Origin of the sequence: Shewanella algidipiscicola, assembly GCF_900380485.1 — a bacterium.
GTDB lineage: Bacteria > Pseudomonadota > Gammaproteobacteria > Enterobacterales > Shewanellaceae > Shewanella > Shewanella algidipiscicola.
The window spans coordinates 127,529-142,213 of sequence record NZ_OXJV01000018.1 but is presented as its reverse complement, the minus strand read 5'-3'; the positions used below and the strand labels follow the sequence as shown (position 1 = coordinate 142,213).

Below are 14,685 nucleotides of genomic sequence, written 5' to 3'. Positions count from 1 at the left end.
CCATGGCAAAAAAAGGTTTTTTTTCTTGGTTCCGTAAAGACAAATCGAAAGAGGATGTCGCGGCACCCGAAGCAGAAGTAACATCTCAAGTTGAAACAGAGGCGACAGCGCCCGAAGCGGAGCAGGCTGAGCTTGGCCGCATAGAAGCCGAGCGTATCGAAGCCGAACGTCTTGCCGCGGAGCAGGCTGAACTTGCTCGCATAGAGGCCGAGCGCCTTGCAGCGGAGCAGGCTGAACTTGACCGTATTGCAGCCGAGCGTATTGCAGCGGAGCAGGCAGAACTTGCTCGCGTAGAGGCCGATCGCCTTGCCGCGGAGCAGGCTGAACTTGACCGTATCCAAGCCGAGCGCCTTGCAGCGGAGCAGGCTGAACTTGCCCGCATCGAAGCCGAGCGTATTGCAGCGGAGCAGGCTGAACTTGACCGTATCGAAGCCGAGCGCCTTGCCGCAGAGCAGGCTGAACTTGCTCGCATAGAGGCCGAACGCCTTGCAGCGGAGCAGGCTGAGCTTGACCGTATCGAAGCTGAGCGTCTTGCAGTGGAGCAGGCAGAACTTGCGCGCATAGAGGCCGAGCGCCTTGCAGTAGAGCAGGCTGAACTTGACCGTATCGAAGCCGAGCGTATTGCTGCGGAGCAGGCAGAACTTGCCAATAATGCCTCTGAGCAACAGCCTGAGCCGCAACAAAAACCGACTAAAGAGGGCTTTTTTGCCCGCCTTAAGCGTGGTTTGAAGCGCACCAGTGAAAATATCGGTAGTGGGTTTGTCGGCCTGTTCAAAGGCAAAAAGATCGATGACGAGTTGTTTGAAGAGCTTGAAGAGCAGCTATTGATTGCCGATGTCGGAGTAGAAACCACTACGCGCTTAATCTCTAGCCTCACCGAGCAAGCGAGCCGTAAGCAACTTAAAGATGGCGAAGCCCTGTATGAGTTGATGCGCGAAGAGATGCAGAAAACGCTCGAACCTGTGAGCGTACCTTTAGTGCCAGAAAACCCCGATGGCCCGTTTGTTATTTTAATGGTTGGCGTTAATGGTGTGGGTAAAACCACCACTATTGGTAAGTTGGCAAAACAATATCAGAAACAGGGCAAATCGGTAATGCTAGCCGCTGGCGATACCTTCCGCGCCGCCGCCGTTGAGCAACTGCAAGTGTGGGGCCAACGTAATAATATTCCGGTGATCGCCCAGCACACGGGGGCCGATAGTGCCTCGGTATTGTTTGATGCCTTACAGGCGGCTCGCGCCCGTAATGTCGACGTGTTGATTGCCGATACCGCAGGTCGACTGCAAAATAAAGCCCACCTGATGGATGAGCTGAAAAAAGTCGTGCGGGTGATGAAAAAATTAGATGAATCAGCACCTCATGAGGTGATGCTGACCCTAGATGCTAGCACGGGCCAAAATGCGATCAGTCAGGCTCAGTTGTTTAAAGAAGCCGTTGGTGTCACGGGTATTACCATTAGTAAGCTAGATGGCACAGCAAAAGGTGGTGTTATTTTCGCTATTGCCGACAAATTTGGTATTCCTATCCGTCACATTGGTGTGGGTGAACAGATCGACGATTTACGTACGTTCGATGCTAAAGATTTTGTCGATGCCCTGTTTAGCCAAGAAAGCGAAGAGTCATCATAACCGCCACCGCGCCTCTAAGCGAAAGTGATTTATGTCTGCAAAATGTTGCATTAATAAATTACGCGTTGATTGGCTTGGTATAAGATAACGTATCGCCGTCAATGATGGGCGGCATCAATAATTGGGTAACTATGATTCGATTTGAGCAAGTTAGCAAAATTTATCCAGGTGGACAAAAGGCACTCACCGATGTGAGTTTTCATTTAAAACGTGGAGAAATGGCGTTTTTAACCGGACACTCGGGTGCCGGTAAAAGCACTTTGCTCAAGTTGATCAGTGTGATCGAGCGCGCCAATGGCGGTAGAGTGGCCATTAATGGCCACGATATCGCCAAAGTTAGGCCTAAAGATGTGCCTTACTTGCGGCGTGATATCGGCATGATCTTTCAAAATCATCACTTATTGATGGATCGCAGTGTGTTTGACAACATCGCCTTGCCGTTGGTGATTGAAGGCTTTGCCCTGCATGAAATTAAAAAGCGGGTATTGGCAGCCTTAGATATGGTGGGCCTTTACGGCAAAGAGCGTCACTATCCTATTATGCTGTCGGGAGGGGAGCAGCAACGTGTGGGGATTGCCCGTGCGATTGTTAATAAGCCGCCCTTGTTATTAGCCGATGAGCCTACTGGTAATTTAGACCCTAAGTTATCGATGGATATTTTGCGTCTGTTCGAAACCTTTAATGATTCGGGGACCACAGTGTTAATCGCGACCCACGACCTTGGTCTTATTGCCCGCATGAAGTACCGTACTTTAACCCTGAAACAGGGGCGAGTGATTGGCGGTGATGAGCTGGCGCCGTCTCAAGTCTTTCACGGATAAACGGACAATCAAATATGGATAAGCAACCTCAATTAGTCCGCAGCAAACTTCCCTTTACGGGGCGCATCGTGATGTTTTTTATCCGTCACATTCAGCACGCCATGGGCAGTATGGGTGAATTGTGGCGTAATCCCCTCTCGTCGTTAATGACTATGGCGGTACTGGGGGTGAGTTTAAGCTTACCCGCGGCGTTACAAGTGCTGGTTAAAAATGCCGAGACCATTACCCAATCGTGGAACAGCGCCGCCGAGATCTCACTCTTTATCGATGAGGGACGTAGCGAGCGCTCTATTCAAAGCTTAATCACTCGTATAGGTGCCTATCCTGAAGTCAGTGCGGTCAACTATATTAATCGCGATCAAGCACTGGAGGAGTTTCAGCGGTTATCTGGTTTTGGTGAGGCGATAGCTTATCTTGATGATAACCCGCTGCCAGCTGTGGTAACGGTAACCCCAGATATCAAGCATGCCAGCCCCAATGGTGCACGCGCCTTATTAAAAAAGCTGGAGTTAGAGCCTGAGGTGAGTTTTGGGCGGCTCGATATTGAGTGGCTAGAACGCTTACAAGCGGTCGTGAGATTGCTTGAGCGAACGGTATTGGCTATTGCACTATTATTAGTCTTAGCCGTGGTGTTAGTCATTGGCAATACCATACGTTTGGCCATTATGAACCGCCGCACCGAAATCGAAGTGATGAAATTAGTCGGTGCCACAGAGAGCTTTATCCAGCGGCCCTTTTTATACACAGGCATCTGGTTTGGTGTCATCGGTGGCATCTTAGCGTGGATCATTATCAATCTGTTGGTGTGGTATCTCGATGGTGCACTGGCCGATTTACTCGGGCTGTATGGCAGTACATTAACGATGCAATCGCTGACGCTTACCGAGTTAGGCCAACTGGTATTATTGGCGTCTTTCCTAGGTTGGTTAGGTTCCTATCTGTCGGTAAGACAGCATCTGCGCGCTATCGAACCGACTTAAGATTTATCGGCGCATAACAAGCGTTTTATGAACTAAATTTCACTTGAACTGTCTATAGTTTCGGGTGAAATTAGCCCACGTTAAGCGGTGGTATTGACATATACTGTCAGATAGTGAATAGTTCGTCAGCTTGCCTCTGCGTCACAGCTTACATTTCATTAGAGCTATCCAGAGGCGGCAACCTGCAATAGGTATTCAAGCGTCATAAAAGCATTTATAGCGTTAAATTTTTGCAAGATAAGAAGTAGGAGAGCGTTAATGACAAGTCAAACGCAATCAATGTCACTAATGGTTCCGCAAAGCAGCGGCAGCTTAGAGGCTTATATTCAGTCTGCGCATAACATTAGCATGTTAGAGCCACAGGAGGAGTATGAGTTAGCCAAGCGTCTGCAAGAGACGGGTGACCTTCAAGCGGCAAAGCAATTGATTATGTCTCATCTTCGTTTCGTTATTCATGTGGCCAAAGGTTACTCTGGATATGGTTTGCCACAAGCAGACTTAATTCAAGAGGGTAACATTGGTTTGATGAAAGCGGTTAAGCGCTTTGACCCTGATGTGGGTGTGCGTCTTGTCTCGTTTGCAGTGCATTGGATTAAAGCTGAAATCCATGAATATGTGCTTAAAAATTGGCGTATCGTTAAGGTCGCAACCACAAAGGCACAACGTAAATTGTTCTTCAATCTACGTAAAGCTAAAAAGCGTCTTGGTTGGTTTAGTGATGAAGAGGTGACTATGGTCGCCGAAAATCTGGGGGTATCTAAAGCCGATGTGACCGAAATGGAATCACGTATGGCGGCACAAGACCCAGCATTCGATCTTGCAAGTGATAACGACGACGAGCAAGATTATTCACCTGTGCATTATCTTGAAGATCACTCTTCGGATTTAGCCTCACAGGTTGAGAATGATAATTTAGAAGCCGATAACCAAACACGCCTGTTGGCGGCCATCAAAACCCTTGATGAGCGTAGCCAGCACATTTTACAGGCTCGTTGGTTAGACGACCAAAAAACCACGTTACAAGAGCTTGCAGCGACCTATCAAGTGTCTGCAGAGCGTATCAGACAACTTGAGAAAAACGCCATGAACAAGCTTAAAGCGCGCATGGAAATGTAAGCTGTATCCAATATAAAAAACCTGCCATTTGGCAGGTTTTTTTATGCCTCAATGTTGAGCCTAAGGTGAGTAACGGTCTGATGCCCATCACATGACTCGAGGTCATGTTTGCGAGGAGACGTCTTGGCTATCTTCACTTTACATCTGAGATCTGTTCACTACCACCCATCAATCAAGAGCCCATTGATGTAAAGTACTAGCTGACTTTATTGATTAACGTTGTTTGTTTAGTTATTCATTATTTAGGTGTCAATTATTTATGGGGTTAAGTTTCTAGGTGCTATCTCATTTAAATTAGATGAAGGTCATGTGTTGATAATATGGCATCCGCTTTATTTAATGAGGATAGTAGTGATTATTGCTATTTTAATGGTGTCATTAAATGTTCGATATCGATTTAAAATAGTTCAATTGTAATAGAGATTATTTTCAAAGTTAGACCTAGATCAAACACACATATATAGTGCATCTTAATATTCGTAACTTAAGACTAACCATTCAGTATCAAAATAATGTTCACATCTCTATGCCATTTTCAATATAGACATGTTTTATAAGTGATTTATCTCTTACTTATCCTTGATTGCTAATAAGATTTATTCTCGATTACTCGGTGTTTTGGATCACACAACTAACCTTTTTTAGAGTTTATCAGCATTTTTAAATTGTAATTTTTAACAATTTACATTTACCACTTGGCTTTAACTATATTAGCTCTCTTTGCAATAACGATAGCGCCATAAAAATTAGCTGATGGTTAATTTAGGGTAGGGTTATATAAATATGAAAAAAATAATCACCGCATTCACTGTTGGGGTTATTTCAATATTGGGTCTGGTATCGAGTGTCCAGGCTACTCCTTGGGATAATTTATCGAGTGAACAGCTTGAAGCAAGGTTGGTAGATAAATTTTCTGCCGGGAAGTACTCCACTAAAGGGGCTGACTCCTGTCTGATGTGTCATAAAAAGAACACCAAAGTGATGGCTATCTTTGATGGTGTTCATGGCAACATGAGCAACAGCAAGTCGCCTATGGCTGGTTTGCAATGTGAAGCATGCCATGGCCCCATAGGTACACATAATCGTGGCGGCAAAGAGCCGATGATTGGCTTTGGTCCCGATAGCAAGTTGTCTGCAGCTAGCCAAAACAGTGTGTGTCAGGGCTGTCATAACGATCCTAAGCAGATGGCGTGGCATAACAGCACCCATAACCTTGAAGAGGTCGCGTGCAGTGATTGTCATAATGTCCATGGTGCTAAAGACCCAGTCTTAGATCGCCTCACGGTCAATGATACCTGTACTTCGTGCCATACCCGCGCCAAAGCCGATATGCATAAGCGTTCATCACACCCAATGAAATGGGATCAGATGACCTGTATTGACTGTCACAGCCCCCATGGCTCAATGACTGAAAGCGCATTAATCAAGCCAAGCCTGAATGAAACTTGTGCCGAGTGTCATGCCGATAAACGCGGCCCATTCCTATGGGAACATGCGCCAGTGATGGAGGACTGCTCAAGCTGTCATTCGGCCCATGGCAGTGTCAACGAAAACTTACTTAAGTCTCGTGCCCCTCAGTTGTGCCAGCAATGTCACGCCGACGATGGTCATGCCAGTCGCGTTAGCTCTCAGGCAGGTCTAGATGCATTTAGTGCTGGTAAAAGTTGCCTCAACTGTCACAGCAAGATCCATGGTTCTAACCATCCTGCTGGCAGCAACTTTGCCCGTTAAGCTTTGGAGTGAGTATTATGCGTTCAATTAACCCTTTTTCATTAAACCTGATCACTCTGGCTTTGCTTTGCTCGGGCACTAGCGCCTTGGCGGCCGATTTTGGTATTCAACATGCCAATACCAGCGCCATCAACCAAGCCAGTTATCAGTGTAAACGTTGCGTCGAGCCTCAAGGTCACAGTGGTAGCGTTGGCGTGAGCGTGGGTGCTATCGATGCCGATGACAACCATGCCATCAACCAGCTTGGCACCGATACCGATGGCGCTGTCGCTGGTGTTAACAGTGATGTGGCCTATCAAGGCAGTGGGTACCGCGCCAATGTACAGGCGCACCAGCTCGGTATGGATAACGGCTTTATCCAGATGCAAGCGGGCAAGCCTGGGCAATATAAATTTGACCTAGATTATCAAACAATCACCACCAATCATGGCAGCAATGCAGCCACCAATCTTTGGCAAAACAACGGCATGCTGACCCCAAGCGAGCAGACTCGAATACTGGATCTTGAGCTGCAAAGACAGCGCAGCGGCATCGGCTTTGAGTATGACTTTGCCTCTGTATTGGGATTAGGGCTAAGCAGTTATGCCCGCTATAACCATGAAGAGAAAACCGGGCATCGCAGCGCTAGTTTAACTAGCCCAAGTCCTATCAATTTTGCGAACGCCGTCGATGAAACCACAGATAAATTCAGTGCTGGTGTGGTGCTTGATGGCAGTAACTGGTTGTCAGAGCTGAGCTATCACGGTTCACGTTACGACAATAATGTTGGCGACCTTAGTTTGCCTTATGCCCCCGATGTGTATAGCGCCACCCCAGATAACCAAGCCCACCAAGTGGCGTTATCGGGCCAGTACCGCTTGGCATCGAGTGTCTTTAGTGGCCGTGTGGTGACGGGTCGTATGATCCAAGATCAAGATTTAGTGCAGATGAGTGGCAACCCCATCCAAAACTGGGATGGCCAAGTCGACACCCTCAATACTCACTTGGCGGCCACCACCCGAGTGAGTAATCGCTTACGTCTGGGCGCCAGTTACGATTACAGCAAACGTGATAATCGCTCATCGGTATTTGATTTTGCCCAGTATGAATACAACCCAGTATCGGGGGCGTTTAAGCAAAACACCCCTATGGATATCGATCGCCAAACGCTGAAAACCGATGTCAGTTATCGCATTGCTAGCGGCTATCGCCTGCAAGCGGGTTACAACTATAAGCAGGTTGAGCGCAGCTACGGAGAACGCGAAGAGACCCGTGATAACGAGTTGTGGAGCAAGTTAAACATTCGCGCTATCGACAAGCTTATCCTTGACTTTGGTGTCAGCTATAGCGATCGCGGCGGCAGCGATTATCAAGCCAATGAATTGACCAGCGAAGAGAGTGAGTCGCTGATGCGCAAGTATCATCTTGCCGACCGTAAGCGCAGTGAAGTCAACGCCAGAGCCAGTTACACACCGCTCACCTGGCTAACCTTCGATGCAAGTACTTACTATGCCAATGATGATTACAACGCGACCGACATCGGGCTGACTCAAGCACAAGATTATGGTTATGACGTTAATGTGCATGCTCAAGTCACTCAACCGCTCGCCGTGTACGCCTTTGCTGGCCAGCAGTGGATTGATTCAGACCAAAGTGGCGATCAAGCCTCTGTTTGGCAAGCCGAAATTAAGGATGAATTCATCAACTTGGGTCTAGGTGCGACCTACTCAGGCTTGATGCAAGACAGATTAACCTTAGGTGTCGATTACCTATTTGCTAACTCTGACAGCAACACAGGCGTCAATGGCTATAGCAGCGACAACTATGGTGCGTATTACTCCTATAACCACAGTGTGAGCTTATATGGGCAATACCTGTTATCGCCACAAATGGCATTAAAGCTGGCTTACCAGTACGAACGTTATTTCGATACCGACAGCGCTTCGGTCACCCCCGATAGCATTGCAGGTTTAATCACCTTGGGTGACCTGAACCACAACTATAACGCCCATCAACTGATGTTGACCTTCAGCTACAAGTTGAAGTGAGTTGATTCAGTTATTAAATAAGTTTGAGGAAAACAAGATTATGGAACGTAGAAGTTTCTTAAAAATGAGCGCTGCACTGGGCTGCGCAGCAACCGTTACCGGCTGTAATTCCAGCTCTGATGATGCCAATGTGGTCCCACCAACGCCACCTGTAGGTGATGAGCAAATCACTTGGTCTTCATGCTTGGTTAACTGTGGTTCAAACTGCCCTGTTAAAGTTTTCAGTCGCGATGGTGTGATCACCCGCGTTGAAACCGATCATGACATTACTGATGGTGACGACATCTATCAAGTACGCGCCTGTGCACGTGGCCGTTCACTGCGTCAACGTACCTATGCGGTTGACCGTTTAAAAACCCCAATGAAGCGTGTGGGCAAGCGTGGTGAAGGTAAATTTGTGCCTATCACCTGGGATGAAGCTGCCAAGACGATTGGTACCAAATTAACCTCGGTGATTGCCGAGCATGGTAACAAAGCCATTTTCCGTAGTTACGGTTCGGGGGCTTACTATGGTTTTGCCTCCAATGCCTGTTTTAACCGTTTATTCAACTTAAACGGTGGCTGCCTAAATGCCTATGGTAACTACTCTTGGGCGCAGCAGATGGAAGCTGCGAAGCACACTTTTGGTACCGGCAGCACCAGTGGGTCTTCCACTGTGACCTTGTCAAACAGTGACTTCCTATTAGGTATCGCCTACAACCCAAGCGAGATCCGTCAGTCTGGTTCGGGCGAGGGTTACGATTACTTAAAAGCCCTGCAAAAATCGAACGGCCTAAAAGTGGTGATGATTGACCCGCGTTATACCGACTCCATGCTAGGCAAAGAGTCGAAGTGGTTACCCATTCGCCCCGGTACCGATGCTGCACTGGCCGAAGCGATTGCATACCAGATGATAAGCACAGGTTGGGTCGATGCGAATTCACTCGACTTTATCAATCAGTTTACCGTCGGTTATGACGCCGCTTCGATTGCGGCGCAACAAGCGATATTTGCCGCCAGTAGCGATAAAAAAGAGCAAGAGTACGCTCAGGTGATGAACCCTGACGACAACTACCGTGACTACATCTTAAGTGCAGGCATTTATGCTGGCGAACCGTTGAAAACGCCTGAGTGGGCAGAAAAGATCACCGGTATTCCCGAAGCGCAAATCAAGCAAATTGCCGATGACTTAATGGCATCGCAGCGCCCCTATATCGTGGTTGGCGCTGGGGTTAACCGTCAAGCTAACGGTGAGCAGAGCATGCGCGCGCTTTACATGCTATCGGTATTAACCGGCAAATTGGGTAACTTGGGGGCCTCTAACGGTGAGTTGCCATACATGAGCGGTATGTACCGCGCGGGCATTCCTGCGGGCTCAAATCCTGTGAAAGAAAGCATCTCCTTCTTTACGTGGAGCGAGGCGATTCACAACGGCAAAACCATGACGGCGCGGACCCACGGTATTCGTGGTACCGACGACTTGGATACTCCGCTTGGCACTAACATCAAGGTGATCATCTCTGCTTCAGACAGCTCGCTACTGAACCAGCACGCCGAGATCAATAATACCGCCGACATCTTACGTGATGAAGAAAACGGGGTTGAGCTGATTGTTAGCTGTGATTGTTGGATGACGCCGGGTGCTAAATTTGCCGACATCATCCTGCCTGATACCAGCTGGTTAGAGTCAAACGATCTGGTGAACGACTCTTATGCATCAGGTGCCTTGGGTTATATCACCGCCATGAAGTCGGCTATCGATCCTATGTGGGATTGTAAGTCTATGTATGAAGCGGCAGCGTTAATTGCCAAGTATATGGGCTGTGAAGCCGAGTTTACCGAGGGTAAAACGGAAGCCCAGTGGCTTGAAGAGCTGTATCAAAAAACCAAAGATAGCAGCAGAAACTTAGGTGTGGTTCCAGCGTTTCCAGCCACTTACAAAGAGGCCCAAGCGATTGGCTTCTTCCGTAAAAACATGAACGACAACCACGTGGCTCTGCAAAGTTACATTAAGGATGGTCAAGCGCTAACTACGCCAAGTGGCAAAATTGAGATCTACTCTGCCGAGCTGGCATGGCGCGCGGCTAACTGGACTCAAGAGAACAGTGCGCAAAATCCGAGTGGCATCAAAGGTGACACCATCACGCCTATCCCGCAGTACACAGTGACTTGGGATGGTTATGAAGATGAAGACACTAAGGTGGATTATCCAATCCAGTTAGCGGGTTACCATACTAAGGGGCGGACACACTCAAGCTATCACAATGTGCCTTGGCTGCGCGAAGCGGTAGAGGATGCGGTATGGGTTAACCCCATGGACGCTGCTCTGCACGGCTTAAGCTCGGGCGACAAGATTGAGATGTACAACCAGCGTGGTTCGATTGCCGTGAAGGTGCGCGTGACTCCACGTGTGGCACCAGGGGTATTTGCTCTGGGTCAAGGCGCTTGGTATAGCCCAGGTAACACTGTCGGTAGCACAGGTCATACGCTAGACGAAGGCGGCGCAATTAACTCGCTGACTCGCTATCAGCCAAGCCCTGTTGCTAAAGGTAACCCACAGCACACCATCCGTGTTGCCATTAAAAAGATTTAAGAGAGTAGTGAATTATGACTGAATCAACTCAATACGGTTTTTATGTAGACAGCACTAAATGTACTGGCTGTAAAGCCTGTCACGTCTCTTGCAAAGACCGTCAAAGCAATAACATTCGTAATAACAGTAATCCACAAGACAATAGCTTACCTGCGTTAAATGGCGTCACTTGGCGTCGTGTTTATGAATACGGCGGCGGCGATTGGACTGTCGGCAACAACGGCTGTTTCGAGCAAAATGTCTTTGCTTACTACATGTCGATCGGCTGTAACCATTGTTCTGAGCCAGTATGCGTTAAGGCGTGCCCAACCGGTGCCATGCATAAGCGCCGTGAAGACGGTTTGGTTCACGTTGCACAAGATATCTGTATCGGTTGTGAAAGCTGTGCTCGGGCTTGTCCATATGATGCGCCGCAGATCGACCGTGAGCGTAAAGTGATGACTAAGTGCGATGGCTGCTTTGAGCGCATCGCCGAAGGCCGTAAGCCCGTGTGTGTTGAGTCTTGCCCGCTGCGTGCGTTAGACTTTGATACTATGGAGAATTTACGCGCTAAATATGGTGACGGTGACGGGCATATTGCGCCACTGCCATCACCTTCAATTACATCACCTAACCTGATCATCAAGGCCAATGTTAACGGTCGTCCAGCAGGCAGCGGTGAAGGTAGCATCTTAAATCCATCAGAGGTTTAAGTGTTACATTTTAGTCTTTAAGTGGTATTTAAGCGGCGGGCAATTTAAGCCCGCTTAGCTTGTAAGGTAAATCATGTCTTCAAAAGTAGAGTCTGTCAGTAAAGCGCCTTTAGCCGCAATCGATTTAGAGGCATATCAAGGCTTAGCGCGCATCTTGCATCATTGTTTAATTCGCTATCCCGATGCCGAATTGGTGCAAGGATTAGCAGAGTGTGATGTCGCTGCTAGCTGGCCGGTATTTGCGCAGCGCCAGCAAAATACCCAAGGGCGAGCCTTGCTCGGTGAGTATTTACAGCGCTGGGTGGCTGGGCAGTCGGACCCGAGTGACGAAGTACAACTGGTTGACCTTAAACTGGATTATGGCCAGCTATTTTTTGGTCCGGGTGAGCCTAATGCCGTGCCGCAAGGGTCGGTCTATTTGGGCGAGGAGCAGTTGCTCAACGACAAATCGACCATGGCGCTAATGGCGTTTTATCGGGCGCATGGGGTAGAGGTTAAGGTGGATTTTCCACAGCCTTTAGATCATATCGGTCTGTTTTTTGCGGTGCTGGATCAAACCTTTGGTCGCCTAAGCCAAGAGCCTGAAAATGATGCACTGGTGCGTTTTACCCAAGTGTTACTGCAGCAACACCTGTTGCCGTGGGCGCCGCGTTGTTTCGCTCTCGCTTATGAGTACGCCACCACAGATTTTTATCGTGGCTTAGCCTTGCTTGGCAGCGACTTCTTGGGGCAGTTACAACAAGATTTTCAACTACTGCCGAAAGAGACCCGCTTATATCGTTAAGCATGGGTATCGTTAAGCATCTGTGGCGATAAAGCCTGTGAAAACGCCCGCCTTGGCTCACGAGTGAGTTAACGCGCTCGTCGCCGAGCGTGATATAAGGTCAGACAAATAAGCCCGCTCTCGATAAGAGAGCGGGCTTATTATTTAGCTGGGGTTGCGGCCCATATTGCGGCTCACCTGACGCTGTTGGCTGCGCGCCTGCTCTAACTGAGTGTGAATAGTTTGCAATAAGTGGCATAGCTGCTTGCCATTATCGCTGAGCTCACTTGCGCCTAACAGGTGATGCTCAACGGGCTCATCGCGTGGCTCGCTAAGCTTGTTGGCCTGTCTGGCAGGACTTTTTTGCAGCTCGACACTCCACTGGTTGGCGATGGTGAGGATCAGGTGTTCGGCTTGGCTCAGTTGGCCCTGCTCTAACTCTTTGACAAACAGCAGACGGCTGGCTTCGAACAAGCAGTGCAGGGTTAACTCAGGCGGCAAGGCATGCTCTGCGGCATCTTCCATCGGCGGCAACCACACTGGTTGGCCTTGGGTAAAAACCAATGCGGATATGGTATGGGCGACCGTCTTTAATGAGGTGGCGCCACCAAACAGTTGCTGCACGTTAACTGATTGCTGCAAACTTAAACTGAGGCGATGGGCCAAGGTGGACTTAGTCCACTGCTGACCGATAGAGCGTAGTAGTGTCATAGTGTAGCCAGTTTAGTGTCGGTTTAGTGTCATAGCTAAGTGACATAGCGTTTATCGTGAGTCACTCCCCACCGAGATTCGCCTTATCACATAGTGCGTATTATGCGCCTAGCATTGTGGGGCAACAAGCCTTGGTGGGCAGTGCTTAAGCAGATTTTAGGCAGAGTGTGACATCAGTGTGGTACAGGTGGCTGGCTAAACGGTAAACGCCTGAGCCGGAAATGTCGGGCCGTTAAAGCCGAGCCTGCCGAGCCAGCGCCGCCTCAATCAGCTGCTTACGTGGCACCTTTAAACTGGTGCTGGCGATATCAGGCCAAGGGTAATAACGGCGCGGGCGTTTAAAGCTGGCAATATACTGGCGCACAAAATCATCCAGCGGGGCGACATCGCTAATGCTGCCCTTGATAATGGCCGCTGGCAGGAAGCCAAATTCACTGTCAGGCAGCGGAAATACAATCGCGTCAATGATGTCAGGGTGGCGCTTAAGGGCGGCTTCAATCTCTTCGGGTTGCACATTTTCGCCGCCACAGACAAACATGTTGTCGGCGCGGCCGCTGATCACCAGATCGCCATCCTTATCCCAATGGCCCAAATCTTGGGTATCGAACCAGCCTTGATCATCGAGCGGGCGCCATAAATTGTTACCGCCATCATGGGTTAGATAGCCTAAAAACAGGGTGTCTCCCTTAACCAAGATCTTGTGATCCATAATAGTTAACTCGCGCCCATTTAATAACTTACCGCTACTGCCTTTGCTGGTGGCGAGCCCGGTGGTAATTTGCGATGCCATCTCGGTCATGCCATAGCTGGTGTAGGCGTTAATGGCTAGCGGTGCCAGTTGTTGCAGTAACGAGGGGGCGATAGCGCCGCCTCCCAGTAGCAGGGCTTTGACGTGGCGTAGTGCCTGTTTATCTTGCTGTAGCAGCCGCACCAGTTGGGTGGCGACCAGTGACAGGTGAGTTAGGGGCTGTTGCTGTAATTGTTCAGCCAAGCTGAGCTCGGCTGTCGGCAGCGTGATGGCGGCACCAGCCAAGGCGCAGCGATTGACGATGGCGAGTCCGCCGATATGAAATAGCGGCAAAGAGAGTAACCAGTTATCACCCTGAGCGATAGGGATCACCTCGCGAGCGCCCTGTGCGCTGGCAATATGATTGGCCAAACAATGCACTGCCGCCTTAGGCTGGCCACTGCTGCCTGAGGTGAGAATAACGTTGCAGGGCCGCTGATGGTCGATAGGCTGAGGAGCCGTGGCTGCGCGGGCGCTAAAGTCCACGACTAACCCCGCGCTTGGCAGTAGATGCCGATAGGCAGCTTGAGCCCAGCTATGGCACAGGCCATATTGCATGCTCAAACTGGCGATTTGCTGCGCAGGAAAACGAGGTGATAAGGGACAAAATATCACACCAGTGTCAACACAAGCCCAATATAAGATAACCAGTTCTAGCGAATTATTATCGATACAGCCGAGGCGATCGCCAAGCCTTACTCCTTGCTGGGTGAGTTGCTGTGCGCAGGCGCAAACCGCCTGACTGAGTGCCTGATAACTGAGGCTGTGATACTGGTTTTGCGCCCAATAATAGAGTGCCACCTGCTGTGGATAGTGTTTGGCGGCAAGATGCAGTGGCGAGTGAACTTGGGGCATCT

At 49.2% G+C, this 14,685-nt stretch carries 11 protein-coding genes; 9 read left to right on the top strand and 2 right to left on the bottom strand.

The annotated features are described in order from the left end of the window. Positions 1–2: 2 nt before the first annotated feature. The 9 genes from ftsY (at position 3) to DN599_RS14460 (ending at position 12,351) form a co-directional block, all read left to right on the top strand. The gene (gene ftsY, locus DN599_RS14500; protein ID WP_110458304.1) at positions 3–1,628 is read left to right on the top strand and encodes a signal recognition particle-docking protein FtsY; all 1,626 of its coding nucleotides are present in this window, start codon (positions 3–5) and stop codon (positions 1,626–1,628) included. 131 nt (positions 1,629–1,759) lie between these two features. Then, on the top strand, positions 1,760–2,449 hold the full coding sequence (ftsE, locus tag DN599_RS14495; protein ID WP_110458462.1) for a cell division ATP-binding protein FtsE: 690 nt from the start codon (positions 1,760–1,762) through the stop codon (positions 2,447–2,449). A gap of 14 nt (positions 2,450–2,463) precedes the next feature. Then, the gene (ftsX, locus tag DN599_RS14490; protein ID WP_110458303.1) at positions 2,464–3,429 is read left to right on the top strand and encodes a permease-like cell division protein FtsX; all 966 of its coding nucleotides are present in this window, start codon (positions 2,464–2,466) and stop codon (positions 3,427–3,429) included. A 258-nt stretch (positions 3,430–3,687) separates the two neighbouring features. Beyond that, positions 3,688–4,545, top strand: coding sequence for an RNA polymerase sigma factor RpoH (gene rpoH / locus DN599_RS14485; RefSeq protein WP_110458302.1), 858 nt, complete (start codon positions 3,688–3,690; stop codon positions 4,543–4,545). A 783-nt stretch (positions 4,546–5,328) separates the two neighbouring features. Then, positions 5,329–6,276, top strand: a complete 948-nt coding sequence (locus DN599_RS14480) for a DmsE family decaheme c-type cytochrome (RefSeq protein ID WP_110458301.1) — start codon at positions 5,329–5,331, stop codon at positions 6,274–6,276. A 17-nt stretch (positions 6,277–6,293) separates the two neighbouring features. Continuing rightward, complete coding sequence (locus DN599_RS14475; RefSeq protein WP_110458300.1) at positions 6,294–8,303, top strand: MtrB/PioB family decaheme-associated outer membrane protein; 2,010 nt, start codon at positions 6,294–6,296, stop codon at positions 8,301–8,303. A gap of 40 nt (positions 8,304–8,343) precedes the next feature. Beyond that, positions 8,344–10,875 (top strand): DMSO/selenate family reductase complex A subunit, encoded by a 2,532-nt coding sequence (locus DN599_RS14470; protein WP_110458299.1) that lies wholly within the window; start codon positions 8,344–8,346, stop codon positions 10,873–10,875. A gap of 14 nt (positions 10,876–10,889) precedes the next feature. Continuing rightward, the gene (locus tag DN599_RS14465; protein ID WP_110458298.1) at positions 10,890–11,567 is read left to right on the top strand and encodes a DMSO/selenate family reductase complex B subunit; all 678 of its coding nucleotides are present in this window, start codon (positions 10,890–10,892) and stop codon (positions 11,565–11,567) included. A 73-nt stretch (positions 11,568–11,640) separates the two neighbouring features. Next, positions 11,641–12,351 carry a TorD/DmsD family molecular chaperone gene (locus DN599_RS14460; protein ID WP_110458297.1) on the top strand — a complete coding sequence of 237 codons (711 nt, stop codon included), beginning with the start codon at positions 11,641–11,643 and terminating at the stop codon, positions 12,349–12,351. A 144-nt stretch (positions 12,352–12,495) separates the two neighbouring features. Here DN599_RS14460 and DN599_RS14455 read toward each other — a convergent pair whose 3' ends face one another. Next, positions 12,496–13,041, bottom strand: a complete 546-nt coding sequence (locus DN599_RS14455; RefSeq protein WP_110458296.1) for a hypothetical protein — start codon at positions 13,039–13,041, stop codon at positions 12,496–12,498. A gap of 232 nt (positions 13,042–13,273) precedes the next feature. Then, positions 13,274–14,683 (bottom strand): o-succinylbenzoate--CoA ligase, encoded by a 1,410-nt coding sequence (menE, locus tag DN599_RS14450; protein WP_110458295.1) that lies wholly within the window; start codon positions 14,681–14,683, stop codon positions 13,274–13,276. Positions 14,684–14,685: the final 2 nt, after the last annotated feature.